This window comes from Bacillus sp. AFS059628, from assembly GCF_002571225.1.
GTDB lineage: Bacteria > Bacillota > Bacilli > Bacillales > Bacillaceae_G > Bacillus_A.
In genome coordinates, this window is sequence record NZ_NVEC01000040.1 from 17258 (window position 1) to 42434 (window position 25177).

At 34.7% G+C, this 25177-nt stretch carries 27 protein-coding genes and 2 pseudogenes; 19 read left to right on the forward strand and 10 right to left on the reverse strand.

Features of this window, described 5'->3' with window-relative positions; translation table 11 throughout:
- Window positions 1–10: 10 nt before the first annotated feature.
- Complete coding sequence (locus tag COL05_RS13990) at window positions 11–913, reverse strand: aldo/keto reductase (protein ID WP_098669050.1); 903 nt, start codon at window positions 911–913, stop codon at window positions 11–13.
- 165 nt (window positions 914–1078) lie between these two features.
- Here COL05_RS13990 and COL05_RS13995 point away from each other — a divergent pair, with 165 nt between their 5' ends.
- Window positions 1079–2029, forward strand: coding sequence for a CobW family GTP-binding protein (locus tag COL05_RS13995; RefSeq protein ID WP_098669051.1), 951 nt, complete (start codon window positions 1079–1081; stop codon window positions 2027–2029).
- A 96-nt stretch (window positions 2030–2125) separates the two neighbouring features.
- Here COL05_RS13995 and COL05_RS14000 read toward each other — a convergent pair whose 3' ends face one another.
- A complete protein-coding gene (locus tag COL05_RS14000; protein ID WP_098669052.1) occupies window positions 2126–2596 on the reverse strand; it encodes a GNAT family N-acetyltransferase in 471 nt (156 codons plus the stop codon).
- A 521-nt stretch (window positions 2597–3117) separates the two neighbouring features.
- Here COL05_RS14000 and COL05_RS32325 point away from each other — a divergent pair.
- Window positions 3118–3312, forward strand: a complete 195-nt coding sequence (locus COL05_RS32325; RefSeq protein WP_373605322.1) for a hypothetical protein — start codon at window positions 3118–3120, stop codon at window positions 3310–3312.
- Here COL05_RS32325 and COL05_RS14015 read toward each other — a convergent pair.
- From COL05_RS14015 to COL05_RS14040, 5 genes and pseudogenes are all read right to left on the reverse strand, one after another.
- Window positions 3274–3411, reverse strand: a pseudogene (locus tag COL05_RS14015) (exosporium leader peptide-containing protein); the annotation flags it as partial. The gene COL05_RS32325 and the pseudogene COL05_RS14015 overlap by 39 nt on opposite strands.
- A 188-nt stretch (window positions 3412–3599) precedes the next feature.
- A pseudogene (locus COL05_RS14020) lies at window positions 3600–3924 on the reverse strand (WXG100 family type VII secretion target); the annotation flags it as partial.
- A 226-nt stretch (window positions 3925–4150) separates the two neighbouring features.
- Window positions 4151–4555 (reverse strand): hypothetical protein, encoded by a 405-nt coding sequence (locus tag COL05_RS14030; RefSeq protein ID WP_098669054.1) that lies wholly within the window; start codon window positions 4553–4555, stop codon window positions 4151–4153.
- Between the two features lie 13 nt (window positions 4556–4568).
- Window positions 4569–6068 carry a WXG100 family type VII secretion target gene (locus COL05_RS14035; protein WP_098669055.1) on the reverse strand — a complete coding sequence of 500 codons (1500 nt, stop codon included), beginning with the start codon at window positions 6066–6068 and terminating at the stop codon, window positions 4569–4571.
- A 745-nt stretch (window positions 6069–6813) separates the two neighbouring features.
- Entirely contained in the window at window positions 6814–7764 is a 951-nt protein-coding gene (locus COL05_RS14040; protein WP_098669056.1) for a metal ABC transporter substrate-binding protein, read from the reverse strand.
- Window positions 7765–8031: 267 nt separating this feature from the next.
- Between COL05_RS14040 and COL05_RS31380 the strand changes: the two genes are divergently transcribed.
- A complete protein-coding gene (locus COL05_RS31380; RefSeq protein ID WP_180233455.1) occupies window positions 8032–8181 on the forward strand; it encodes a hypothetical protein in 150 nt (49 codons plus the stop codon).
- A 115-nt stretch (window positions 8182–8296) separates the two neighbouring features.
- Window positions 8297–8956, forward strand: a complete 660-nt coding sequence (locus COL05_RS14050) for an oxidoreductase (RefSeq protein ID WP_098669057.1) — start codon at window positions 8297–8299, stop codon at window positions 8954–8956.
- A 29-nt stretch (window positions 8957–8985) separates the two neighbouring features.
- Here the strand turns inward: COL05_RS14050 and namA are convergent, their stop codons facing one another.
- Entirely contained in the window at window positions 8986–10023 is a 1038-nt protein-coding gene (gene namA / locus COL05_RS14055; protein WP_098669058.1) for an NADPH dehydrogenase NamA, read from the reverse strand.
- Between the two features lie 133 nt (window positions 10024–10156).
- Between namA and COL05_RS14060 the strand changes: the two genes are divergently transcribed.
- The 6 genes from COL05_RS14060 (at window position 10157) to COL05_RS14085 (ending at window position 15026) form a co-directional block, all read left to right on the forward strand.
- Complete coding sequence (locus COL05_RS14060) at window positions 10157–10609, forward strand: methylated-DNA--[protein]-cysteine S-methyltransferase (protein ID WP_098669059.1); 453 nt, start codon at window positions 10157–10159, stop codon at window positions 10607–10609.
- 7 nt (window positions 10610–10616) lie between these two features.
- On the forward strand, window positions 10617–11630 hold the full coding sequence (locus COL05_RS14065; RefSeq protein ID WP_098669060.1) for a DUF2628 domain-containing protein: 1014 nt from the start codon (window positions 10617–10619) through the stop codon (window positions 11628–11630).
- A gap of 75 nt (window positions 11631–11705) precedes the next feature.
- A complete protein-coding gene (locus tag COL05_RS14070) occupies window positions 11706–13367 on the forward strand; it encodes a peptide ABC transporter substrate-binding protein (RefSeq protein ID WP_098669061.1) in 1662 nt (553 codons plus the stop codon).
- A gap of 58 nt (window positions 13368–13425) precedes the next feature.
- Window positions 13426–13842: a FosBx1 family fosfomycin resistance bacillithiol transferase gene (fosB, locus tag COL05_RS14075; RefSeq protein ID WP_000911692.1), complete on the forward strand. Its 417-nt coding sequence runs from the start codon at window positions 13426–13428 to the stop codon at window positions 13840–13842.
- Between the two features lie 13 nt (window positions 13843–13855).
- A complete protein-coding gene (locus tag COL05_RS14080) occupies window positions 13856–14401 on the forward strand; it encodes a short-chain dehydrogenase (RefSeq protein WP_098669062.1) in 546 nt (181 codons plus the stop codon).
- A 13-nt stretch (window positions 14402–14414) separates the two neighbouring features.
- Window positions 14415–15026, forward strand: a complete 612-nt coding sequence (locus COL05_RS14085) for a phosphoserine phosphatase 1 (RefSeq protein WP_098669063.1) — start codon at window positions 14415–14417, stop codon at window positions 15024–15026.
- 45 nt (window positions 15027–15071) lie between these two features.
- Here the strand turns inward: COL05_RS14085 and exsB are convergent, their stop codons facing one another.
- A complete protein-coding gene (exsB, locus tag COL05_RS14090; protein ID WP_098669064.1) occupies window positions 15072–15650 on the reverse strand; it encodes an exosporium protein ExsB in 579 nt (192 codons plus the stop codon).
- A 181-nt stretch (window positions 15651–15831) separates the two neighbouring features.
- On the opposite strand from exsB, the gene cotH reads away from it, so the two are divergent.
- The 8 genes from cotH to COL05_RS14130 all read left to right on the forward strand — a co-directional run bounded on the left by cotH (window position 15832) and on the right by COL05_RS14130 (window position 23611).
- The gene (cotH, locus tag COL05_RS14095; protein ID WP_098669065.1) at window positions 15832–16908 is read left to right on the forward strand and encodes a spore coat protein CotH; all 1077 of its coding nucleotides are present in this window, start codon (window positions 15832–15834) and stop codon (window positions 16906–16908) included.
- Between the two features lie 105 nt (window positions 16909–17013).
- Window positions 17014–17631, forward strand: coding sequence for an NUDIX hydrolase N-terminal domain-containing protein (locus tag COL05_RS14100; RefSeq protein ID WP_098669066.1), 618 nt, complete (start codon window positions 17014–17016; stop codon window positions 17629–17631).
- Window positions 17632–17735: 104 nt separating this feature from the next.
- Window positions 17736–18338 (forward strand): undecaprenyl phosphate transporter UptA, encoded by a 603-nt coding sequence (gene uptA, locus COL05_RS14105; RefSeq protein WP_000881208.1) that lies wholly within the window; start codon window positions 17736–17738, stop codon window positions 18336–18338.
- A 97-nt stretch (window positions 18339–18435) separates the two neighbouring features.
- The gene (locus tag COL05_RS14110) at window positions 18436–19815 is read left to right on the forward strand and encodes a putative polysaccharide biosynthesis protein (RefSeq protein WP_098669067.1); all 1380 of its coding nucleotides are present in this window, start codon (window positions 18436–18438) and stop codon (window positions 19813–19815) included.
- Between the two features lie 184 nt (window positions 19816–19999).
- Window positions 20000–20941, forward strand: coding sequence for a magnesium transporter CorA family protein (locus COL05_RS14115; RefSeq protein WP_098669068.1), 942 nt, complete (start codon window positions 20000–20002; stop codon window positions 20939–20941).
- 198 nt (window positions 20942–21139) lie between these two features.
- Window positions 21140–22036: a permease gene (locus COL05_RS14120; RefSeq protein WP_000418724.1), complete on the forward strand. Its 897-nt coding sequence runs from the start codon at window positions 21140–21142 to the stop codon at window positions 22034–22036.
- A 3-nt stretch (window positions 22037–22039) separates the two neighbouring features.
- Entirely contained in the window at window positions 22040–22909 is an 870-nt protein-coding gene (locus COL05_RS14125) for a TIGR03943 family putative permease subunit (protein WP_098669069.1), read from the forward strand.
- A gap of 195 nt (window positions 22910–23104) precedes the next feature.
- Entirely contained in the window at window positions 23105–23611 is a 507-nt protein-coding gene (locus COL05_RS14130) for an acyl-CoA thioesterase (protein WP_000141166.1), read from the forward strand.
- 126 nt (window positions 23612–23737) lie between these two features.
- Here COL05_RS14130 and COL05_RS14135 read toward each other — a convergent pair whose 3' ends face one another.
- Window positions 23738–23824 (reverse strand): YjcZ family sporulation protein, encoded by an 87-nt coding sequence (locus COL05_RS14135; protein ID WP_000505094.1) that lies wholly within the window; start codon window positions 23822–23824, stop codon window positions 23738–23740.
- Between the two features lie 160 nt (window positions 23825–23984).
- On the opposite strand from COL05_RS14135, the gene cls reads away from it, so the two are divergent.
- Window positions 23985–25169 carry a cardiolipin synthase gene (gene cls, locus COL05_RS14140; RefSeq protein WP_142337489.1) on the forward strand — a complete coding sequence of 395 codons (1185 nt, stop codon included), beginning with the start codon at window positions 23985–23987 and terminating at the stop codon, window positions 25167–25169.
- The last annotated feature ends 8 nt before the right edge of the window (window positions 25170–25177 follow it).

A 25177-nucleotide genomic window follows, 5' to 3' on the forward strand; every position in this document is an offset into this window, starting at 1 on the left:
TTTTTGTATATTATGGTACAGGATGTCCATTAGAACTTTCGAAAATTGTAAACCATTGTTGAGGGTCTAAGTTAACTTTTGTAGAAAGAGCGGCTGTTTTAACACGATCTAATTTACCAGATCCAACGATTGGCATCATATTAGCTGGATGAGCAAGCAACCATGCATACATAACTGTATCGATGCTAGTAACACCTAGTTCCGTAGCAATTTTTTGTAACGTTTCACGTACACGTACAGCACGTTCTGATTGGCCCGTAAAGATTTCTCCCCCAGCGAGAGGTGACCAAATCATAGGATTCATTCGTTTTTCTTGGCATAAATCAATTGTTCCTTTTTCAAAATGCTCAAGTTGCATCGCCGATACTTCAATTTGATTTGTAATGAGCGGGGAATCTAAATAAGAACTTAACATATTAAACTGTGAAGGTAAAAAGTTAGATACACCGAAGTGACGAACTTTTCCTTCTTGCTTTAAGCGTGAGAACGCTTCTGCTACTTCATTTGGATCCACAAACGGATCGGGACGATGAATGAGCAATACATCAATATAATCTGTATGTAAGTTTTGTAAGGAATCCTCCGCGCTTTTTATAATATGTTTAGCACTCGTATTGTAGTGCGCAACATATCGCTCTGGAAATTTCGGTGATGGGGGAGCGATTCCACATTTTGTGACAATTTGCATATTTTCGCGTAAGGAAGGCTTGAGTTGTAATGCTTCTCCGAACAGTCCTTCACACGTATAACCGCCATAAATATCAGCATGATCGAAAGTAGTAATTCCCATATCCATACAAGATTCAATAAAAGAAAGTAACTCTTGTTTTGACATATTCCATTCTGCTAAACGCCAAAAACCTTGAATAATACGAGAAAATTCGAGTGTTTCGGCCATTTGAACTCGTTCCATTATAAGTGCCCCCTTGATGAATGAATAATATTTTGAAAAGGCTTTCTTGCTACATATTATTATATAGTTACAGTGTCGTTCATACAATAAATATGTTTTGCTACAAAAACGATTTTTTCTATATGCTATAATGTAGAAACATATAGCTATAAGGAGAGGTACAAAATGATTCCAGTAACAATATTAACTGGTTTTCTTGGATCAGGGAAAACGACATTATTAAATCGCATTTTATCAGAGAATCACGGTCAGAAATTAGCAGTGATTGTAAATGAAATAGGGCAAATTGGTATTGATAATCAGCTGATTATGAATGTCGAAGAAGAGATTATGGAGATGACGAATGGATGTTTATGTTGTACTGTACGTGAAGATTTACTCGTTGCTTTAAAACAATTACTGGATGTAAAAGCAGAAGGGAAAATGGACTTTGATGGATTAGTAATTGAAACGACGGGTCTTGCAAATCCAGGTCCGATTATTCAAACATTCTTTTTAGATCCTGTAATTCAATCTGCATACCAAATTAACGGTGTTGTAACAGTAGTAGATAGTTATCATATACATAAACATTTTGAAAAAGGACTAGAAGCAAAAGAACAAATTGCATTTGCCGATGTTGTATTAGTGAATAAGTTAGATTTAATTGAAGAGAGCGAAAAAGAACATCTCTTACATGAATTGCAAGGAATAAATCCGACTGCAAAGTTAATTCAGTCGACTCACTGTGATGTGGATATTCCATCGTTACTAAAAATTCAAACGTTTAAAACGAAAGATACGTTACAAATCTATCCTCATAAAGAGCATAATCATCTAGAAGGTGTAAAATCGTTTGTACTACGTGAAGAGCGTCCGTTAGATTTACAAAAACTAAATGAGTGGATGTCAGCTGTCGTGCAAGAACTAGGAGAATACTTATATCGCTACAAAGGAATTTTATCGATTGATGGAGTGGATAAACGTATCGTTTTCCAAGGTGTACATACGTTATTTGCTGCTTCGTATGATAGAGAGTGGCAAGAGGGCGAAGATCGAGTAAGTGAAGTTGTTTTCATCGGAAAAGATATTAATAAAGAATGGTTCCAAGAACATTTTGAGGAGTGTGTGAAATAAGTCTGCGTTTACTGCAGGCTTATTTTTTGGACTTAACTAAGTGTTTTGTAGAAAAATGATAGATTGCCAAAAATGAAGGATTAAAAAAGCCTGTTTTCACAGGCTTGTATGTTCATCTAAAAGTAACTCCATTACAACACCTACAACAGGGCCTTCATCATCAATATCGCCATTTAAACGGAAGCCAAATGACTCATATAATCCCATTGCGAGTTTGTTGTCTGGATGTAAACTTAAATAAATTGTTTTACATTCAAATTTATTTTGTAAGAATTGAATAAGTAAGCGAAGGAAACGTTTTGCGTATCCTTTTCCTTGATAGCGTTCGTCAATCATAAAGCGGTCTAACCATACGCTTTTACGTTTTTCCCAATACCATCCATACATTGCATATCCTACAAGTGTTTCTCCATCATATAAACCTACTGACGTTCCGTTTTTCTCATATAATGATTCTACTAGAGAAAACGCATTGCTTTCAATAAATTGCTGCTGGTCTTTTGTGACGGTTAAAGCAGCTACTGAACGCCAGTTTTTTTCTGTTACTTCACAAAAGTGAAGAGTCATAATTCCAACTCACCTTCTAAATTAATATAGCTTAAAAGCTAATATGGATAATTTTACTTGTTATTTTGGTCAAGTCAAGTAGAAGCACATAAAAAAGAAGAGGTTGCCCAAAAATAGCTGAATAGCTACTTTTGGGCAACCTCTTTAATGTTTATGCTTCATTATGCTAATAAGAGCATCTCCATTGGTGAGCTCAATATTTTTATTCACTGCACATTGCACTCGTTGAAGGGGCACTTGGTTTTGTATTGTCTGCTGTATGTAATATCCTACAGGAGAAATCTTGCCAAGGGGTGTAAAAAAGATGGAGAATGCAAGCTCGATTTTCGTTTACCGACTCTTACTGCATCAGAAGTAGTAGTGTAGATCAATCTAGATTAGAGAAACTGCAATTCATTCTAGGAAGATATATATGAAGGAAAACTCCACCATACTGCAAGTTCTATATATTGACGACAAGGTCAAGTGGAAACATCTAAAAGAATATGAGATGGATAAACATGAACATCGACCATTATGTGGTGATACTTGCTACGATTAGAAAGCTACAGTTTGCAACAAGAAGACATGTAATTTGTATTCATGATATGGGTAGTATCCGAAATGCAAAACGTATGATGAGCGATTTAAAGTCATATGTGAGCAAAACAATGCCAGGTGGTCCGGTATTGCCAATAAGGCTCAGTGTTACCGGTTGCCCCTGTAGCACCCGTTGAACCAGTGGGACCTGTAGGGAATTGAAAAGGTTGCATAGGTGGAAGTGTCGGTCCGACTGAACCTGGATTTAATGCAGCGGAGGATAAAAACTCGTTCAATAAAATTCACCTCTGAAAAATTCGTATTACTAATAGTAAATGCGTGGGTAGAGGCAAATGAAATGGACAAGCGATTGTATATATGAAATTTAATAAAATAGTTATTTAATAAAAAAGCAGTTAGCTTTCGCTAGACTGCTTTGCTCCCTAATGTAGTTCTTGTTATGTAATTTAGATGAAGATACTACCCTAAAAGGAGCACTGTCAAATGCAGATGTAATACCATTACCACCTGCGAAAGCTAAATTACCGCCTTTATTAAATAATTGTCCAGCCTTTGAGATACCTTGAGAGAATTTAGCCCCTTGTGCTAGCTTTGCAGCCTTACTGCCCCCCTTTATCTCCAAGAAGACCTAATTCAATTTGTGTTAAAGCATACGATCCCCATCTTGCACGGGTCTCTGCATCACCATTTATCACATCTTTATTAAAAGAGTCGGATAATGCATTCCACATAGCAGGTAAAGCTTCATCTAAATGGATGACAGTGTAGCCTATGCCTTTCCAATATTCATTTTCTGTACCTCTTCATAGAAAGAATCTTGATGAAAGTTTACTGCTAGGAATTGATAAATTTTATTTTCTGGATTGTGTTTTAGTAACAAATTGATCATCCTATTTATCAATTTGGATAGCTAGTTAAGATAAAGATGCTGGTTTTGGGTTTGCTATTGATACAAAAATAGGTATGGATTATAAAAGCAGAACCCTTATAAGGTTCTGCTTTTATTTGGTGTAATTAATTGTCTATATCTAGTGTAAATCCCCATATAGGTTTTTTTTCTTCAATTAACTCAACATCTGTCCTATTTACTTCCATATGAAATTCCCCACGACCTGGTACAGACATATTTAGTTCGTGTCCTACCTGTGGATTATTTGTAGCAATAACTACTTTTAATTCGCTTGCAGTTAGTACTCCGAAATTATGTCCTTTATATTTTGCGTATGTTGTAATTTCATAAGCGGTATCCAAGTCTTCTTTTTTTATTTTTTTAAAGAAAATATTTTCATCCCAATCATCTTGAATAAAACCATTTAATAGTTCAGCTGGATCATTCGAGATGATTTCTAAATCATCTTTCTTTCCAGCTAACATGTATTCTTGTCCATTATATAATCCATATTTTCCATCTCTAATCATTGAGTCACCTACTCTACTGTTTTTCGGTTGCCGGTATAAAACGTTGTTTTCTGTCGTGGTATACGGCTACCAATTTTTCTTCTTGATTAATTACTGAATATATTTCCGCCCCTGGCTGAGGTTTCATAAAATCTCCCCAAGACGTTTCATATTCAGGAACAATTCGACCATTCTCTGCAGCTGTAAAACCATTACCAGTTTGCGGAAAATGGATATATTCATTTGGTTTCATATTTGTTGAATCCTCAAATGATTGGGCATAAGGTATTTTCATTTTTTCTACATCATCAGTTTTAAATCTAATAACTGCATAATCACTAGTTGTAGTGTAAGGGGTTCCTTCGTAATCTAGGCGTAGCGATTCATATACATCCTTAGGAGAGTGAATTGGTTTCACATCTTCCATTTTAGCTACACAACCTCCAATGGAATTGAAGTACTCAGTCTCTTTCAGATAATTATCGACGCTATCTAAACTAATAACTTTTTGTAATAATGTATCTTGATTTGGTGCTGGAACAGAATCTCGTATTTTTTTCATAATTTGAATTTCTTCAGCGTTCAATTCAGTGTAGTGTTTCACTTTAAGGTTATGGAATTGTTCGTTTGATATATTTGCCTCTTTTAAAACATTATCTATTTGCGAAGCAAATCCCTCGCCTATATGTTCTGACAAATTTTCACGGTTAAAACTTGGAGTAACCTCTACAGCTTTTGGAGTAGTACCTATATTACCTTCACCCTTGGCAAACTGGTAGGTTGAAAGTTTTTCTTCGGCTTGTCTAAAATCAGCACTATCAAATACAGATCTACCACCATTACCGCCTGCGAAAGCCAAATTATCGCCTTTATTAAATAATTGTCCAGCTTTTGAGATACCTTGAGAGAATTTAGCCCCTTGTGCTAGCTTTGCAGCCTTACTGACCCCTTTATCTCCAAGAAGACCTAATCCAATTTGTGTTAAAGCGTAAGATCCCCATCTTGCACGGGTCTCTGCATCTCCATTTATCACATCTTTGTTAAAGGAATCTGATAACGCATTCCACATAGCAGGTAAAGCTTCATCTAAATGGGTGACAGTGTAGCCCATGCCTTTCCAAGTTTCCCAGTCACCTAATGCTTTTATACCGTCGATTGTATCTCCAACAGCATCTCCCGCACCGTCTACTATACCATCCCATACTTTTCCTAAGAAAGATTTTTCAGGTGCTTTACTAGACTTAGTCGTTTTTTGGGATGTTACATCTTCACTATCTGCAACGCGGAATTTCTCAGCAATTCTCTTTAATTCTTCTTCAATATGCACAAGCGCATTAATAGCTGTGAATGCGGATGGTCTTGCATTGTTAAACATTTGAACGAAATTTTGATTTGATGCGCCTGTCCATTGAAAACACATGTAATCAATTTGATTGCATAAGTTATTATGTATAGACTCTAATGCATGCTTTGTATCGTTTGCCCGTTTTGCAACTCGTTCCAATTCTTCGGGCGTTACTTTTATTTGAACCATTTTTTTCCTCCCTTTCCCGATTAAAATTATGAGGTAAGGAAGGGGAAATGTAAATACTTAATATTAAGAAAAGACAGCTAAATTATATGAAATAATTATGGATGAATCCAATGTAAATGTGAAGTGGATATAGAGTTTTTATGAGCATGAAAAGTTGCAGTTTCAATTGAAACTACAACTTTTCATTTTTCTTTTACTTTTATAAGGGAGGGGAGATGAAGTGAGCTGAAATAAAGTTGCTTTAGTAGATTTGTTTTATTTTAAAATTAGTTTGAACGAAGGGGATAATTTGCTAAATACACTATGTTGTTCATTTCCTTCTTGATTCATACTTGCTTGATAAGGTAAAAATCCTTTAAACGTTTTTCGTTTCCATTTCAAGAATGACGCTACATGGTGGATTTCAATATAAAGAAATTGAAAATATATCTCTAAAATGAACTACTCTTGATTCATAAAGATTTTCTTAGTCATTGATTTTTTGTATAAAGAGTATTTATATTTCTTTATAGAAAAAACTGCCTCCCAATCGTTAGACATGTCTAACAGTTGGGAGGCAGTTTTTTGTGCTCACTATATTAGAGCATAAAAAAATTAATCACCATTCTTTTAATTTATATCATTACGAAGGTGAATGGGTAAGAACTTCGCTAAATATGTCCCTATTAAAGTTAAAATAAAAAACTGTCTACAAAAGGTCTTATTTAAAGATCTTTTGAGACAGCCTCTTCTTATCAAAAATTGATTAGTTAGTAGCTTCTTTCAATGTGTTTACGTTTTCTTCCATCAAAGTGAAGTAATCTTTATTGCTCTTTGCGTCATCTTCAGAAATAGTAGCAAGATGATTTAAGCGTAAAATTTTTGTCCCCGTTTCTTTTTGAATGACGGATGCTACTTTTGGAGTAGAGAATGTTTCAAATAAAATATATTTTAGATTATGTTCTTTTACTGTTTTTGTAATGTCAGCAAGCTGTTTTTGAGAAGGTTCATCAGAAGCTGAAATACCAGCGATAGCAATTTGTTTTAGGCCATAGCGTTGTTCCCAGTATCCATAAGCCGCATGAGAAACTAAAATATCTTTCGTTTTTGCATTCGCAATAGCTGCTTTAAATTGATCATCTAAATCAGTAAATTTTGTTTGAAGTGCTGCAAAGTTTTTTTCGAACTCTTGTTTATGGTCAGGTTGTAATTCTACAAGTGCGTTTTTAATTTTTTCAGCCTGTTTCATTGCTAGAGTAGGGTCTAACCAAATGTGTGGGTCTTTATCGTGATGATGTTCATCTTCTTTATGGCCGTCTCCGTGATCATGATGCTCTTCTTCAGTAGAAGTACGTAGTTCAATACCTTTTGATGCATTTACAATTTTAACATTTTCTTTTTGTAATGATTTTTCCATTTTTTCAGCAAATGGCTCTAATTCAGCCCCGTTATAAACGAATAAATCGGCTTTTGCAACTTTTACTGTTTGTTTTTGACTTGGTTCAAATGTATGAGAATCAGCACCAGGTGGATAAATTGCTTCAACCGTTACATAGTCGCCACCAATTTTTTTTGCGAAATCTGCAAGAGGAAAAATAGTTGTATAAACAGTTAGCTTTCCGTCTTTCTTGGCATTACCTTCTTTCGTATTTGAGCAGCCAGTAAAAATTAAAGTGAAAATAAGTAAGAATGAAAATATAGTCAATCTTTTAGGCATGAAGTTCTCCTCTTTTCTTTTTTTACGGATATATTTTCCCCAATTATAGAAGAAAAATATCATTTTAATACAAAACGGAATAATTACGTTTTAGTTTGCGAACTTAGTATAATACATCTTTTATAAAGTTGCAATAAATAATAATCATTCCGATTTGATTTTGTTATAAAGTTGTCAAATATAGATGTGTTATTTTTGCGAATACATGCATATGTGACAACGCTGTGTTCATATATATGAAAGGAGGGCGTAGAGGGGGATGAGTGTTTGAGTTACTTAATGGAAGCTATTTTATTGATATTAGCGGTAGTATTACCATTAGCCTTAGTCTTAACTTTTTTAAGCAGATTAATAAGTAATTTAGGAGATGCATCAACAGTATCAAAATTACGAGAGAAAGATGAGAAAAAAGAGTGAGTAAAGCACTATGCGTACGCATAGTGCTTTACTTGTGGTAAAATGAGAGGAGGAAACTCCTAAAAGTTGTATTTTACTGAAGGAGAGTAAAGTAAAATAAGAGGTATATGCATATATGAATAAGCGAACAGCGTTAGTACTTGGTGCAAGTGGTTTAGTTGGACAAGAGATAACGCGTCTATTACTTGAATCAGATTACTACGATTCGGTTACTATTTTTGTAAGAGAACCAATGCAATGGCAACATGAGAAGTTACAGCAAAAGCAAGTGGATTATTCGGTATTAGAGGAATATAAAGAATTTTTTGCTGTAGATGACGTATTTAGTTGTCTAGGAACAACAATCAAAAAAGCAAAAACAAAGGCAAATTTCAAAAAGGTAGATTATGAATATACGGTACGAGCTGCGTGTCTAGCGGAGAAACAAGGTGTGCAAAATTTCCTTGTTGTGTCTTCAATGGGAGCAAATTCTAAATCATTTTTCTTTTATTCACAAGTTAAAGGGAGAATGGAAGAGGAATTACAAAAGTTAGTCATTGGTGGTATTCACATTTTTAGGCCATCTTTATTAGTAGGAAATCGACAAGAATTTCGTTTCGGTGAACGAATGGCTGAAAAGTTATCTCGTATCATTCCTTTTATATTTAAGGGGGCTTTCAAAAAGTATAAACCAATTTCAGCGAAAGATGTGGCGAAAGGGATGTATATCACTGCATTGCGAGAAGAAACGGGTATTTATATTTATAACTCAAATGAAATTACAACGATAGAATAAATAAAACCGAGAAGAATGCCTTCTCGGTTTTATTTATTCGTATGGATTTTCCCCGGTGCTCGCTTGTATTGATACGGTTCTTCTAACTCAAAGCCAAGTTCATTGGCGGCTATTCTTGGGAAGTAAGGATTGCGAAGTAACTCACGGCCGATAAAAATTAAATCTGCTTCGTTATGATTTAAAATTCGCTCTGCTTGTACTCCGGTCGTAATCAAACCAACAGCCCCAGTTGCAATGTTAGCATGTTCTTTAATATGTTTAGCATATTGTACTTGATACCCGGGATATACATCAATGTGTGCCGGAACAACAGCTCCAGAACTACAATCAATTAAATCTACTCCTTGTTCTTTCATCCATTTTGTATATGGAACGTAATCTTGAATCGTTAAACCGTCAGGGTGATAATCGTTTGCTGAAATACGAACAAATAAAGGTCCGTTCCAAACTTCATTTATTGAGTCAATAATTTCACGTAAGAAACGATAGCGATTTTCAGGTGAACCTCCATATTCATCAGTCCGTTTATTAGAAAGTGGAGAAAGGAATTCATTAATAAGATAACCGTGAGCACCGTGTATTTCAATAACGTCAAATCCGGCTTGTTTGGATCGTATTGCAGCTTCTTGAAAAGCTAATACGGTCTTTTTTATTTGCTGTATACTCATTTCTACTGGTGTTTTCATAGTTTCATTAAACGGAATTGCAGATGGAGCGAGAGCATCCGTCTCTAATTCAGCTTTTCTTCCGGCGTGAGCAAGTTGAATCGCTGCTTTTGCGCCGTTATCATGTATAAAAGTTGTCGTTTTATGTAAGCCTTCAATTAAGCTATCATCCCATATACCTAGGTCTTTATTAGAAATTCTCCCTTCAGGTAACACGGCTGTTGCTTCGATCATAACTAAACTAACTTGACCAGCAGCTCTTGTTCCGTAATGAACGAGATGGAAATTCGTTACTTGGCCATCCTCGTTTTCTGATGAATACATGCACATAGGTGACATAACGATACGGTTTTTTAATGTAACGTTTTTAATTGTATAAGGTGAAAAAAGTTCGGAATTCATCCAATAGCCTCCTAGATTGAATTTTCTTACATTGTATCATTCTTGTTTTTGTTTCCCTAATAAAACGCTTATACGAAAAATTTTGTCTATTCGTGTTACAATAATGAATATGAATTGAATTGGAGGATGACATATGTACCAGGCTTATTATGAAAGCGAATTAGGTTTGCTAGAAATTACAGCGAACGATAAAGGAATTACGTCTGTTATATTTGTTGATGAGAGACAAGAAGAAATTACAAATGAAATGATAGATCAATGTATAAATGAGTTAGATGAATATTTTAAGGGGAATAGAAAAGAGTTCACAGTCCCGCTGTCTGCCGAGGGAACAGCATTTCAAAAAAATGTATGGGATGCGCTCTATACTATTCCTTATGGCGCAAGTGCTTCATATTTAGATATTGCAGAGAAAGTCGGAAATACGAAAGCTGTACGGGCAATAGGAGGAGCGAATAGTCGTAATCCGATTTCAATTATCGTTCCGTGTCATCGTGTAATAGGAAAGAGTGGGAAGCTTGTTGGATATGCAGGCGGTCTATGGAGGAAAGAGTGGTTATTAAAACACGAAGGTATTTTGAAATGACGTATGGATGGGAAGAGGGATTGTTTTGAAATGTATAAATTGTGGGCAACTTTGTGAGGGAAATCAGTTGAATTGTGAAAGTTGCCAGCGGACTTTGCATACTGAACAAGGTGAAGGAAGCTCGCTAATAGACAAAGAATTAGAAGTATATGTAGGGAGACAATATCCGTATTACAAAAGGAAATGGGAGCTTGAGGAAAAGCGGATTGCTAGGTGGAGCTGGAATGGTTGGGCAACTATTTTCAATGTAGGTTGGCTTGGATATCGTAAGTACTATTTACCGGCAGCATTATTTGTATTGTTATTAGTAGCGTGTGATGCGTTTTCTTATTATATGGGTTTCAATGTAGCACTGCCAATCATTAATATGGTGCCTCTTACGTTTTTATTACTCGTTTTTATTTTATTTGGAATGGCGATTTTTGCGAATGGATTATATTATCAATTTGCAGAAAGGCGTATATATCGAATAAAAGCACGAGAAATTCAAGATGAGTCGGTTGAGAAGTACCTCATTCGTGATAGTGGTGGAACGAGTAAAATGGGAGCAACAATCGTTACGATTTTAGCGGTTGCTAGTATTTTTTTCAGCCATTTCTTTTTCCCGACTGATCGAGATATTATTCAAAAAGTTCGTACAGGCTCGCTTTATGAATATCCGTTCTTTTCCATTGGTGAATCGTTTGAAAATTATTTTAAAAATCCAGGTTGGGTATATTATCGCGGAACGGAAGGGTTAGAATTGGTAGAATTCCAAGGAGAGAGTCCTGATATGCCGAGAAAAAGGGTGAAAATTCAATTTATTGTTGATTATAAATTGGGTGAGATTGAGCCGTACTCACTTACGATTAATGAAGAACCTAAAAATGAGGATGAATTTTTAAAGATAATGGACGAAATATTCAAAGTTCAAAATCCATTTGACATAGAGGATGGATTACAAGTAAAAAGAATAGAAAAAGAAGCGGATGGAAGACTGCGATATCCGCTTCTTTTTTTATTGTATAAAAATAATATTTGAAATAATCTGAATCTTTTGTATAATAATATGTATTATACTAGCTTTCATTTATACATATAGATTGGGGGAGGAAGAATGAAGAGAAAGATAACAACGCTTGCTGCAGTAGCATTATCGACTAGTGTATTAGTTGCAGGTTGCGGAAATGGGGAGAAGGTATCTACAACGAAGAAAGAAGCAGGTAAGGGAGCAGCAGATAAGCAAGTATTAAACTTACTAGAAACAGCAGAAATTCCTTCAATGGATACATCAAAGTCAACAGACTCTGTATCATTCCGTGCCTTTGTAAATGCAATGGAAGGATTATATCGTTTAGATAAGGATAATAAACCAACTCCGGGTATGGCAAAAGATGTGAAGATTAGTGAAGATAAAACAACATATACATTTGAATTACGAGACGCAAAGTGGTCTAATGGCGATCCGGTTCGAGCACAAGATTTTGTATATGCATGGCAACGCACATTAGATAAAGCAACGGCAGCTGAGTATGCATTCATTTTATTTGATGTAAAAAATGCACAGAAGGTCAATAAGGGAGAACTACCGCTAGATCAATTAGGAGTGAAAGCGAAGGATGATAAAACATTAGTAGTAGAATTAGAACAACCAGCACCATATTTCCTTGAACTTACTTCATTCCCAACATTCTTCCCTTTAAATGAAAAATATGTGAAAGAACAAGGAGATAAATACGGATTAGAAGCAGATAAATTATTATATAATGGACCATTTACGATGAGTGAATGGAAACATGAAAGAAGTTATCAGTTAAAGAAAAACCCTAATTATTGGGATAAAGATACTGTGAAGTTAGAAGAAATTAATGTGAATATTGTGAAGGAAACAAGCACAGGAGTAAATTTATATGATAGTGATCAAGCAGATCGGGTTATTTTAACTTCTGAATTTGTTGATAAATATAAAAAGAATAAGCCAGATGAATTTAAAACGAAGTTAGATCCACGTATGTATTTCTTACGTTTTAACCAAAAAAATGCAACGTTTAAAAACCAAAAGGTTCGTGAAGCAATTGATCTAGCATATGATAAAAAAGGAATTGCAAATGTTATTTTAAATGACGGATCATTGCCAGCATATTTCTTAGTACCTGAAAAATTTACGACAGGACCAGATGGGAAAGATTTCCGTACTGTAAATAAAAATTTCCGTGACAGTAAAGATAATGCAGCAAAAGCAAAAAAATTATGGGAAGAAGCGAAGAAAGAACTTGGCCAAGATACAATTACAGTAGAATTACTAAATGATGATAACGGTAGTCGTAAAAAAGTAGGAGACTTTATTAAAGAAGAGTTAGAGAAAAACTTACCTGGTATTAAAGTGAATTTGAAACAACAGCCATATAAGCAGAAGTTAGATTTAGAAAAGAAATTTGAATATGAATTCTCTTTATCTGCATGGAGCCCAGATTATCCAGATCCAATGACTTATATTGATATGTTTGTTACTGGAAGCTCATTTAATGAAATGGATTATTCTAATCCGAAGTATGATGATTTAGTTGCGAAATCAAAAGGAGAGCTATTAAAGGATGATAAAGCACGCTGGAATGCACTTGCAGAAGCTGAAAAAATCTTAATTGGTCAAGATGCTGCCATTTCTCCTACGTATCAACAAAGTACTGCATATTTAGAAAAACCATACGTAAAAGGCATTGCAAATCATACGTTTGGTGGAGATTTCAGTTATAAATGGGCATATATTACAAAAAAATAGTATAATAAAAGATGAGTGAATTTTTGCTCATCTTTTATTTGTATAGGAGGAATTAGAGTTGTTGAAGGGAATCAATCATCTATGTTTTTCAGTATCTAATTTAGAAGATTCTATTACATTTTACGAAAAAGTATTGGAAGGAGAATTATTAGTTAGAGGAAGAAAACTTGCATATTTTAATATATGTGGAGTATGGATAGCGCTTAATGAAGAAATACATATTCCGAGAAATGAGATTCACCAATCTTATACACATATTGCATTTTCTGTTGAACAGAAAGACTTTGAACGTCTACTGCAGCGATTAGAAGAAAATGATGTTCATATTTTACAAGGAAGAGAACGGGATGTAAGGGATTGTGAATCTATATATTTTGTTGATCCTGATGGACATAAGTTTGAGTTTCATTCAGGGACATTGCAAGACAGGCTTAATTATTATAGGGAAGATAAACCTCATATGACATTTTACTAAGGGGGGGAAGAAGTTGCATGCGCTAGTAATTAGTGGAACAGGAATGCTAAAGAGGGTGTCTATGTGGCTTTGTGAGCAAGAGTTTCATGTTTCTATTATTGGAAGAGATGAAGTGAAATTGGAAAATGTTAAGCGAGAGAGTGCTATACCAGAAAGTATCACATGTCTATCGTTAGATTACCATAATGAAGACGATGTAAAGTTAGCTATAAAAAGCACAATTGAGCAGAATGGCCCAATAACATTAGTTGTCGCATGGATACATGCAAGTGCGAAGGAGACGTTATCACTCATTTGTAGAGAATTAGACTTATCGTCTGAAACATGCAGTGTTTTTCATATTTTAGGTAGTAAAGCATCGCGCATGACCGTCCACAAAATAGGAGGTACGCGGTGTAGCTACCATAGAATAATATTAGGTTTTATATTAGACGGTACATACGGCAGATGGCTTACTCATGAAGAAATATCAGATGGGGTAATAAAAGGAATTGAGAGTAAATGTGATCAATGGATTGTAGGGCGAGTAGAGCCGTGGGAATTGCGGCCAACACGGTAAGGAGGAACGGCAAATGAAAACAACTGTATATGTAACGAGGCACGGTGAGACGGAATGGAATGTAGAGAAACGAATGCAAGGCAGGAAAAATTCTGCTTTAACTGAAAATGGTATGTTACAAGCTAAGCAATTGGGAGATAGAATGAAAGATTTATCTATCGATGCAATTTATAGTAGTCCGAGTGAAAGAACCCTTCATACTGCAGAGTTAATAAAGGGCGAACGTGATATACCGATAATCGCGGATGAGCATTTCTATGAAATTAACATGGGTATATGGGAAGGACAGACAGTCGATGATATAGAAAGGCAATACCCAGACGAAATACAATTATTTTGGTATGAGCCACATCTTTTTCAGTCAACATCAGGAGAAAATTTTGAGTCTGTTTATAAAAGGGTAATTGAGGGGATACAGATTCTTTTAGAAAAGCATAAAGGAGAAAGTATATTAATTGTTTCTCATGCGGCAGCGGCAAAGCTACTTGTAGGACATTTTGCAGGTATTGAAATAGAAAATGTTTGGGATGATCCATTTATGCATAGTGCTAGTCTAAGTATTATAGAATTTGAAGAAGATAAAGGTGAAGTGAAGCAATTTGCAGATATTAGTCATTTTCAGTAAGCATACAAAAAAGGCCGTGAAAACGGCCTTTTTTTGTGTGAAAAACTAGCAATTGCGTTTTTTGTACCAGAAGTGATCGAATTTCTTGTTTTTGCAAGATGGGAATTTATGTCCGCCTTTGCAATCGTCCCACTTGTGTCCGCCATCGTGACAGTCTTTACCATGATCACATGAATCATCGCAAGAGTGACCGTGTCTGTTAGGGAAGAATTCGCATTTTTTACAGAAACTTCGTTTTGTCCAGAAAAATTTCTTTTCAAAGCGTATGCATTTTGTAACGAAAGTACAATGTTTTCTGCGAGTACGTTTTGTAACTAAAACGCATTCTTTTCTACGCGTTACTTTCGTAACAAACGTCCATTTTTGAACACGTACACGAGTACATTTTGTAACAAATGTCCATTTTTTTACATGCGTACATTTTGTAACGAAAGTACAATGTTTCACGCGAGTACATCTTGTTCTTGGACATTTACCCCCAGTTGTACATTTACATCCAGTTGTACAATGATGATGAGTGAATTTATCATCATCGCATTCAAAAGTACTTGGATCTTGGTGTAAAAAATCCTCCATCCCTGCACTTTTGATTTCTTCAACCGCTTTTCTAATATCACGTTTCATAGAAATCCTCCTTATCATGTATTAAGTTGAAAAGGTATTCTTTTTCCTTAACATGATATGAGATATGACGTCTTTATGAACAGGACAAGAGTGTAATTTTATATAAATAGATGATAGCGGATGTATGGACAAGACAAGGCGCATACATTGAATGAAGAGAACTGAGAGGGGATGAGAAAATATGCTACCTTCATATGATTTTTTTATTCATCCAATGTACTTAGTGGAATTGAAAAAAGACATTTGGTCAGATAGTCCAGTGCCAGCAAAATTAACTTATGGAAAAAAGAAGTATGATATTGATATCGTATACCGGGGTGCACATATACGTGAATTTGAGAAAAAGTCTTATCATGTTATGTTTTATAAACCGAAAAAGTTTCAAGGTGCGAAAGAGTTTCATTTAAATTCTGAGTTTATGGATCCGTCTCTCATACGAAATAAATTATCTTTAGATTTTTTTCATGATATTGGTGTACTTTCGCCAAAATCACAACATGTATTTATAAAAATTAATGGTCAAATTCAAGGTGTATATTTACAATTAGAATCAGTAGATGAAAACTTTTTGAAAAATAGAGGATTACCGAGTGGTTCTATTTATTATGCGATAGATGATGATGCGAATTTCTCTTTAATGAGTGAGAGAGATAAAGATGTTAAGATCGAGCTTTTTGCGGGTTATGAATTTAAATATTCGAATGAAAATAGTGAAGAACAACTGAGTGAATTTGTATTTCAAGCAAATACTTTGTCAAGGGAAGCATATGAAAAAGAAATTGGGAATTTTTTGCATGTAGACAAATATTTAAGGTGGTTAGCTGGCGTCATTTTTACGCAAAACTTTGATGGTTTTGTTCATAACTATGCACTATATCATAATGATGAAACAAATTTATTTGAAGTGATACCGTGGGATTATGATGCGACTTGGGGGCGAGATGTACAAGGGAGACCACTTAATCATGAGTATATTCGTATTCAGGGTTATAACACATTAAGTGCAAGATTGTTAGATATACCTGTATTTAGAAAACAATACCGAAGTATTTTGGAAGAAATATTAGAAGAACAATTTACTGTTTCGTTTATGATGCCGAAAGTAGAAAGTTTGTGTGAATCGATTCGTCCATATTTACTACAAGATCCATATATGAAAGAAAAATTAGAAATATTTGATCAAGAAGCTGATATGATTGAGGAATATATAAATAAAAGAAGAAAGTATATACAAGATCATTTACATGAATTGGATTAATTTTGAAAGAGATTGGAACATTATCAATCTCTTTTTTTGTATAATAAAGATGTATCAATAGAATTGACGTAATACGTACTTAATAAAAAATGGGGATGTGGAAACATGACGATAAAATGGATTGAGTGGGCAAAACAAATACAATCTATAGCTCAAGCGGGTTTAACGTATTCTAAGGATGTGTATGATATAGAACGTTTCCAACAATTACGGGATATTTCCATTTCGATGATGTCACATTACACTAAGACAGATTGGGAAGTTGTAGAGAAGTTATTTGCAAGTGAGACAGGCTATCAAACACCAAAAGTTGATATAAGAGCAGTTGTTTTTCAAAATGAAAAGTTATTATTTGTGAAAGAAAAAAGTGATGGGAAATGGGCATTGCCAGGTGGATGGGCTGATATCGGTTATACGCCGACAGAAGTAGCTGCAAAAGAAGTTTTAGAGGAGACGGGTTATGAAGTAGATAATTTTAAGTTATTCGCTATATTTGATAAAGAAAAGCATCACCCGTCGCCTTCCGCAACACATGTATATAAAATTTTTATAGGCTGTAAGATTATCGGTGGTGAAAAGAAGACGAGTATTGAAACGGAAGATGTGGAGTTTTTTGGTGAGAATGAATTGCCTAATTTATCAGTTGCTAGAAATACAGAAGAGCAAATTAGAGAAATGTTTGCCTATATGAAAGAACCTCAGAAAGAAACATTAATAGATTAATAATACTTATGCCGATAATAATGTTGGAATGAAGATATTGGCAGAATGCAACCTTTATGTAATAATGGGAAGGTATGTGAAGAAAAAAGGAGATAGAAAATAAAATGTTAGCAAGCATAATAGATCAGTTATTGCAATTTTTTGCAAGCTTAGGTTACTTTGGAGTAGCGCTAGCTTTAATGATTGAAATTATTCCGAGTGAAATTGTACTTTCATATGCGGGCTTTTTAGTTGCAGATGGTAAAATTAGCTTTGTCGGTGCAGTTATTGCTGGAACAATCGGTGGTACTTTAGCTCAAATCTTTTTATATTGGCTTGGATACTATGGTGGGCGTCCAGTTGTAGAGAAGTATGGGAAATATCTACTTATTAATAAACATCATTTAGACATAGCAGAAAATTGGTTTAAGCGTTACGGAGCAGGAGTAATCTTTTCTGCACGCTTTATCCCAGTAGTACGCCATGCAATCTCTATTCCAGCAGGATTAGCCAAGATGCCATTAAAACTATTTACACTGTATACAGTAGTTGCGATTATTCCATGGTCAATACTATTTATATACTTAGGTGAAAAGCTAGGTGGGAATTGGCGACACATTAAAGAGTATGCATCTGATTACACACATTACATAATTATAGGAGCTGTTCTCTTTGTTGCTTTATACTTCGGTTTAAAGTATTTCAAAAAGAAAAAGGCAGCGCGTTAAAGTCAATGATTTTTCATTGGCTTTTTTTATTTGTTTCGGTTCTAAAGAAAAGGAGTTGTCCATAATGTGTAATAATAAAGCGTAGCGGAGGAATGTGATGAAAGGATCACCGTTTTTACGTGGAACGATATTTTTAACGATGGCAACGATGATATCTAAAATGTTAGGGTTTATATATGTTATACCATTTACAGCAATGGTCGGTACGAGTGGGTACGTTTTATACACGTATGCATATCGTCCCTATACGATTATGCTCAGTATTGCGACGATGGGGCTACCACTGGCAGTTTCGAAGATGGTATCAAAATATGATCAACTGAATGATTATCATACGGTTAAGAGAGTGCTAAAGAGCGGTATCTTTTTTATGCTAATCATGGGAGTAATCTCATGTTTAACCCTATATATATTAGCTCCACATTTAGCTAAACTTGTAATCGATGGAAATGATCAAACAGGGAATAGTGTAGCGGCGGTCACAACTAATATTCAAATTGTCAGTTTTGCGTTAATACTTGTACCGGTAATGAGTTTATTAAGGGGATTCTTTCAAGGGTTCCAATCGATGGGGCCTTCTGCTTTAAGTGTAGTTGTAGAGCAATTTTTTCGAGTCTTAACCATTTTGATAGGAAGTTTTGTCGTTTTATATATTTTAAAAGCTTCTGTCTCTCTAGCTGTTGGTATTTCAACGTTCGGTGCTTTTATGGGAGCGATAGGTGGACTGACTGTTTTAAGTGCGTATTACATAAGGAGGAGAAAGCACTTAAAGAAAAAAGAAATGGCAAGTATACCGCAAACAACGAAATCTTTTTTTTCGCTATATAAGGAGCTCTTTACATATTCAATACCATTTGTTGTGGTTGGTTTAGCGATTCCGTTGTATCAGACGATTGATACATTTACAATTAATAAACTACTTATACAAATAGGATATATGCAAGGGGAAGCGGAGAAAATCAATGCAATAATTGGTCTTGTTCAGATGGTTGTACTTATCCCAGTTTCCGTTGCGACTGCTTTTAGTATGTCTCTCGTACCTGAGATGACAAAAGCCTATACAGCAGGAAATGTGAAATTACTGTACAAACATTTTACGAGGACGAATCTATTAGTAGTAGGTATTACGGTACCAGCGGCAATTGGAATGATGGTGTTAGCAAAACCAGTATATACTCTTTTATTCGGTGCCGGAAATGATCCGGAGATGGGGCGAGTTATATTACAGTATTATGCTCCTGCTTGTATACTATTTTCGCTTTTTACAGTAACAGCTGCGATGTTACAAGGAATCAATCAGCAACAGAAAACGGTGCTAGGATTAATGATTGGAATTATTGTGAAGATAGTTTTAAATATTGTATTGCTTCCGTATTTCGATTATGTAAGTTTTATTATTTCAACATACGCGGGTTACACGATTTCAGTTGGCTTTAACTTGTGGATGCTTTCTAAATATGTTATAAAGGCAACATAAGCTTTTTAAGGCAGAGAGCGCTCTGTCTTTTTCTTTGTTTAAAATATTTTTCTTATAAAAACGTTTTCAAAATAATTTTTCTATTGAAATTTAAACGTATGTTTCATATGCTGAGAATGGCGGTTCAAAAACTGTTATTTAAGAGAGGTAGATTCCTACATGTAAAAAGAATCGGGGTGATAGTATGTTAAATATTTATTTAACAGACCGAAACGGAAAACTACAAGAGATTGAGGAAATACAAAAGGGTTGCTGGATTAATGTACTTCATCCAACGGAAGAAGAAATTCAATATCTAGTACAAACTTTAAATGTAGACTTAGATTTCATTAAAGACCCTTTAGATGATGAAGAACGTTCTCGTATTGAAAAGGAAGACAGTAATACTTTAATAATCGTGGATATTCCAACAGTTAGACATGATGAAGAAGGAAATTCGATTTATGACACGATTCCAATAGGTATGATTGTTATGCCAGATTGTTTTGTGACAATTTGTTTAGAGGAAAACCCAATATTTGAACGTTTTATTAATCAACGTATTAAAGAATTTTATACGTTTAAAAAGACACGATTTGCACTTCAGCTCTTATATACGATTTCTACTTATTATTTAAGATACTTAAAGCAAATTAACAGAAAAACAATTGATTTAGAGCATCAATTAAATCAGTCGATGAAAAATAAAGAGATTTTCACATTGCTAGGTCTTGAAAAAAGTTTAGTTTACTTTACAACATCATTAAAGGCAAATAAAATCGTAATTCAAAAATTAATGCGTAACAGTACATTTTTAAAAATGTATGAAGACGATCAAGATTTATTAGAAGATGTATTAATTGAAAATAAACAGGCGATTGAAATGGCGGAAATATATAGTCACATTTTAAGTGGAATGATGAATACATTTAGTTCCGTTATATCAAATAATTTAAATAGTGTTATGAAACTGTTAACGTCTATAACAATCATTTTATCGTTACCAACGATGGTTTCTAGTTTCTTTGGAATGAACGTAAAGGTTCCGTTTGAAGGAGAAGCACATGGTTTTGTAATTGTGCTCATAATATGTGTAACACTATCTTTCACACTAGCATTTGTTTTTTGGAAGAAACGTTACTTTTAACGATAAGAAAGCTGCTCTAGCATAGTTGTATAACTGCGCTAGAGCAGCTTTTTTGCTATGAAATCGAAAGTTTCGAATAGAATAAAACTTATAAAATGTAATGTATATGAGAGGGCTGAATTCCGTATAAGTCTTGTTCAATTCATAAAATGGGGTTAAAATTACATATTGTTAATGAAAAGTTGGAGGAAATACATCATGGAATTGTTTCAATTACCGAAAGCATTCCTGCAAATGAATACAATCTTTATCTCCATATTGATCGAAGCACTTCCTTTTGTGCTCATTGGTGTATTTATTTCAGGATTCATTCAAATGTTTGTGACAGAAGATATGGTAGCAAAATGGATGCCGAAAAACCGATTTCTGTCTGTTTTAATGGCTACTTTTTTAGGGATGATGTTTCCGGGCTGTGAATGTGGGATCGTTCCGATTGTAAGGCGATTAATCGGAAAAGGGGTTCCGCCATATGCCGGAATTGCATTTATGTTAACTGGGCCAATCATTAATCCGGTTGTATTATTTGCAACATACGTTGCCTTTGGAAGTAGTATGCACATGGTATGGTATCGTTCTATTGTAGCGATTATCGTAGCAATTATCGTTGGAATTATATTATCATTTATGTTTAAAGAACATCAATTACGAGATGATCACTTCCCAGAAGTGAATCATAAGCGTCCATTACGTAAAAAAATGTGGGATGTATGTACGCATGCTGTTGAGGAATTTTTCTCAATGGGGAAATATTTAGTATTAGGTGCGTTAATCGCAGCTGCAGTTCAAACGTTCGTACAAACTTCAACACTTCTTGCTATAGGACAAGGGCCGTTCTCTTCACCAGCTGTTATGATGGGACTTGCTTACATTTTATCACTTTGTTCAGAAGCAGATGCATTTATTGCTTCGTCATTCCAAAGTACATTTTCAACAGCGTCACTTGTCGCGTTCCTCGTATATGGACCGATGGTGGATATTAAAAATATGTTTATGATGCTTGCGACATTTAAAACGAAATTTGTAATTGTCGTTACAGTTACAGTTACACTTGTTGTTTATGCAAGCTCACTACTCATTTATGCGATGGGGTGGTAGGTTATGTTTCGAGCATATATATTATTAGGTTTTACAATTTTAATCGCGCAGCTTCATATTTCAGGTAATATTACGAAGTATATCAATATGAAGTATGCCTATTTATCAACAACAGCAGCTATTATTTTAGGATTCTTAACGATTGTTCAAATTATTATCGTTTTCCAAAAAGAACATCAAAAAGAAAAGGAACAGCACAATTGTGGTTGCGATCATAGCCATTGCGGGCATGATCATTCAAAAGATGAAAATACGTGGTGGAAAAAAGCATTTTCGTACACATTGTTTTGTTTTCCGATAGTCACAGGATTGTTTTTCCCGATTGCAACGTTAGATTCAGATATTGTTAAGGCGAAGGGATTTCATTTTCCAGTAGCACAAGCAGAAAGTACAGATCCATTTATGACAAGGCAATTCTTAAGACCTGATACGAGCATTTATTACGGGAAAGAAGGATACCGTGGTGTAATGGAAAAAGGGAAAAAAGAGTTTGTTACGAAAGATAGTATTAATTTAAAAGATGAAGATTTTCTAAAAGGGATGGAAACAATTTATAATTATCCTGGCGAGTTTACTGGGAAAAAGTTATCTTTTAAAGGATTTGTTTTTAGAGATGATTCTTCTAAAAAAGAACAATATTTCTTATTCCGTTTCGGCATTATACATTGTGTAGCGGATTCTGGTGTATATGGTATGTTAGTGAAAAAACCAGAAGGGGTAGAGTGGAACAATGATGATTGGATTCAAGTTGAAGGAGAAATATCAACGGAATTTTATCAGCCATTCCATGCGAACATTCCTGTTTTAGAAGTAACGAAATGGAATAAAGTTGAACAGCCGAAAGAACAATATGTATTTAGAGGAGCCGATTGATCACATCGGTTCTTTTTTATGGACTAAGAGTTCTGAATGTTGTTAATATTAAACGTGTAGTGATAGTAAGCTCATACTGCTCAAGTGTTAATGGGAATTGGAACTCTCACCGAACTTCTTTGCTCCAGCCGAATTTTGTGGTGGGAGTCTTACTGTCTGCAAATAGCGGATGAAATAATCAAAGAGGTGATAACAATGACTGAAGTAAAGGGAAAAACAGCTAATGAGTCTAGAGTGTTTAAAACGAGCCGAGTATTTCCAACAGATCTAAATGATCACAATACGCTATTTGGTGGAAAGATATTAGCCGAGATGGATATGGTTGCTTCTATTTCAGCAACGAGGCATGCAAGAAAAGAATGTGTTACAGCATCTATGGATTGGGTAGATTTCTTACATCCAGTTCGCTCTTCAGATTGTGTTAGTTATGAATCCTTTGTAATTTGGACGGGTAGAACTTCTATGGAAGTATTTGTGAAGGTAGTAGCAGAAGATTTAATTTCAGGTGAGAAACGTATAGCGGCAACATCATTTGTTACTTTCGTTGCACTTAGTAAGGATAATAATCCAGTTCCAGTTCCTCGAGTAATCCCTGAAACAGAAGAAGAGAAAGAATTACATCGCATTGCTGTATTGCGTGCAGAACAACGTCATATACGTAAGGCGGAGAGTAAGAAAGTAGCTACATTACTAACTTTTTGAGTTGAATATGTAGTCGTTAAAGGTATTATAACGGACTGAAATGTTTTTCATATGAAAAGCGGACACCTAAAAATAGGTGTCCGCTTTTATAGTTTTTTCATCCACATATCATATGACGACAACTACTTAGCAGAAGCAAGCAGCACCGACGATGATTAAGAGGATAAATAATACGACTAATAGCGCGAATCCATTACCATGTGCGAAGCCCATTGTTATTTCCTCCTTTTATTTTAAGATACAACATACAATATGCAAATGAGCTATCGTTTGATATGGACATATATCATGTAATGACATATTTTCTTGAATGATATTGTATTAAAAAAGGGAAGATATAGAAATAACAGTAAGTGGAGAAAGGAAAATATCCATGAAACACTTTTTCGTTGTAATCCTTTGTTTAATAGGTGTATTCATTTGGATGAACATCGATGTGGAAATGGGGAAAAAAATGGCTAGTGAATATGAAGTAGGACAAGTTCGATTAGGTGAATTTCAACTGTATACGAACGGTGAAGAGTTATATACAAAACTATTTGAGGATATACGTAACGCAGAAAAGTACATATATATCCATTTTTATATTGTAGGTAAAGATGAAATAAGCAAAGAGTTTTTGCAGTTGCTCGAGAAAAAGGCATCGAGTGGAGTAGAAGTAAAATTATCAGTTGATCGAATAGGTGGATATAAGCTGAAGAAAAAGATAATTCGTCACCTAAAAAGCAATGGTATCCAGTTTACGTTTAGTAAAAAACCTAAATTGAAACATTTATTCTATTCATTGCATCAACGAAACCATAGACGCATAGTTACGATTGATGGAAAAGTATCATATATCGGTGGCTTTAATATTGGAAAGGAGTATCTTGGACAAGATCCGAAATTTGGCCCGTGGCGTGATTATCATGTGCGAGTCATTGGGAATGGTGCCACGGATATGGAAAGAAAATTTGCTGCTGACTGGAAAGAAGATACAGGAGAAAAAATGCCTGTACATGAGAGGTTACCTGCAATTGGAAATGTAAAATATCAATATTTATTTTCAGATGGAAAAGGGTTATGGGAAAAATATGGAGCGCTTTTAAAGCAGGCTAAAAAGTCTTTAATTATTGCTACGCCATATTTTGTACCGAGTAAAGAAATGATGAGAGAGTTAAAAGATGCATTAAACCGGGGTGTCAATGTAAAAATTCTCGTACCATTTAAAAGTGATGCAGTATTGTTAAAGCAAGCTGCCTACCCGTATTTGAGAGAGATGAACCATGCTGGAGCGGAGATCTATCAATATCGGAATGGTTTTTTTCATGGGAAAGTAACAATCATTGATGGAGAAATTGTGGATATAGGTACAGCGAATTTTGATAATAGAAGTTTTTATTTAAATTGTGAATCTAACTGTGTCATATATGATAAAACAGTTGTCGCTGACGTATGGAACCGATTAAAGGAAGATTTTCGTAAATCAAAAAGATTTTCGGAAGAAGATTTTGAGAAAATTAGTAAATGGGATTGGTTTTTAGCAAGAATAGCGAATGTTATAGCATCATATTTATAGCATATAGA

Excerpts from the sequence above, each read along its gene's own strand:
- uptA (WP_000881208.1), top strand. The coding sequence starts at position 17,736 with ATGTTAGCAAGCATAATAGATCAGTTATTGCAATTTTTTGCAAGCTTA.
- COL05_RS14060 (WP_098669059.1), top strand. The coding sequence starts at position 10,157 with ATGTACCAGGCTTATTATGAAAGCGAATTAGGTTTGCTAGAAATTACA.
- COL05_RS14110 (WP_098669067.1), top strand. The coding sequence starts at position 18,436 with ATGAAAGGATCACCGTTTTTACGTGGAACGATATTTTTAACGATGGCA.
- COL05_RS14085 (WP_098669063.1), top strand. The coding sequence starts at position 14,415 with ATGAAAACAACTGTATATGTAACGAGGCACGGTGAGACGGAATGGAAT.
- COL05_RS14065 (WP_098669060.1), top strand. The coding sequence starts at position 10,617 with ATGGGAAGAGGGATTGTTTTGAAATGTATAAATTGTGGGCAACTTTGT.
- COL05_RS14030 (WP_098669054.1), bottom strand. The coding sequence starts at position 4,555 with ATGATTAGAGATGGAAAATATGGATTATATAATGGACAAGAATACATG.
- exsB (WP_098669064.1), bottom strand. The coding sequence starts at position 15,650 with ATGAAACGTGATATTAGAAAAGCGGTTGAAGAAATCAAAAGTGCAGGG.
- COL05_RS14125 (WP_098669069.1), top strand. The coding sequence starts at position 22,040 with ATGTTTCGAGCATATATATTATTAGGTTTTACAATTTTAATCGCGCAG.
- COL05_RS14035 (WP_098669055.1), bottom strand. The coding sequence starts at position 6,068 with ATGGTTCAAATAAAAGTAACGCCCGAAGAATTGGAACGAGTTGCAAAA.
- COL05_RS13995 (WP_098669051.1), top strand. The coding sequence starts at position 1,079 with ATGATTCCAGTAACAATATTAACTGGTTTTCTTGGATCAGGGAAAACG.
- COL05_RS14120 (WP_000418724.1), top strand. The coding sequence starts at position 21,140 with ATGGAATTGTTTCAATTACCGAAAGCATTCCTGCAAATGAATACAATC.
- COL05_RS14100 (WP_098669066.1), top strand. The coding sequence starts at position 17,014 with ATGACGATAAAATGGATTGAGTGGGCAAAACAAATACAATCTATAGCT.
- namA (WP_098669058.1), bottom strand. The coding sequence starts at position 10,023 with ATGAATTCCGAACTTTTTTCACCTTATACAATTAAAAACGTTACATTA.
- COL05_RS14050 (WP_098669057.1), top strand. The coding sequence starts at position 8,297 with ATGAATAAGCGAACAGCGTTAGTACTTGGTGCAAGTGGTTTAGTTGGA.
- COL05_RS14130 (WP_000141166.1), top strand. The coding sequence starts at position 23,105 with ATGACTGAAGTAAAGGGAAAAACAGCTAATGAGTCTAGAGTGTTTAAA.
- COL05_RS14040 (WP_098669056.1), bottom strand. The coding sequence starts at position 7,764 with ATGCCTAAAAGATTGACTATATTTTCATTCTTACTTATTTTCACTTTA.
- cls (WP_142337489.1), top strand. The coding sequence starts at position 23,985 with ATGAAACACTTTTTCGTTGTAATCCTTTGTTTAATAGGTGTATTCATT.
- cotH (WP_098669065.1), top strand. The coding sequence starts at position 15,832 with ATGCTACCTTCATATGATTTTTTTATTCATCCAATGTACTTAGTGGAA.
- COL05_RS14070 (WP_098669061.1), top strand. The coding sequence starts at position 11,706 with ATGAAGAGAAAGATAACAACGCTTGCTGCAGTAGCATTATCGACTAGT.
- COL05_RS14115 (WP_098669068.1), top strand. The coding sequence starts at position 20,000 with ATGTTAAATATTTATTTAACAGACCGAAACGGAAAACTACAAGAGATT.
- COL05_RS14135 (WP_000505094.1), bottom strand. The coding sequence starts at position 23,824 with ATGGGCTTCGCACATGGTAATGGATTCGCGCTATTAGTCGTATTATTT.
- COL05_RS14000 (WP_098669052.1), bottom strand. The coding sequence starts at position 2,596 with ATGACTCTTCACTTTTGTGAAGTAACAGAAAAAAACTGGCGTTCAGTA.
- COL05_RS13990 (WP_098669050.1), bottom strand. The coding sequence starts at position 913 with ATGGAACGAGTTCAAATGGCCGAAACACTCGAATTTTCTCGTATTATT.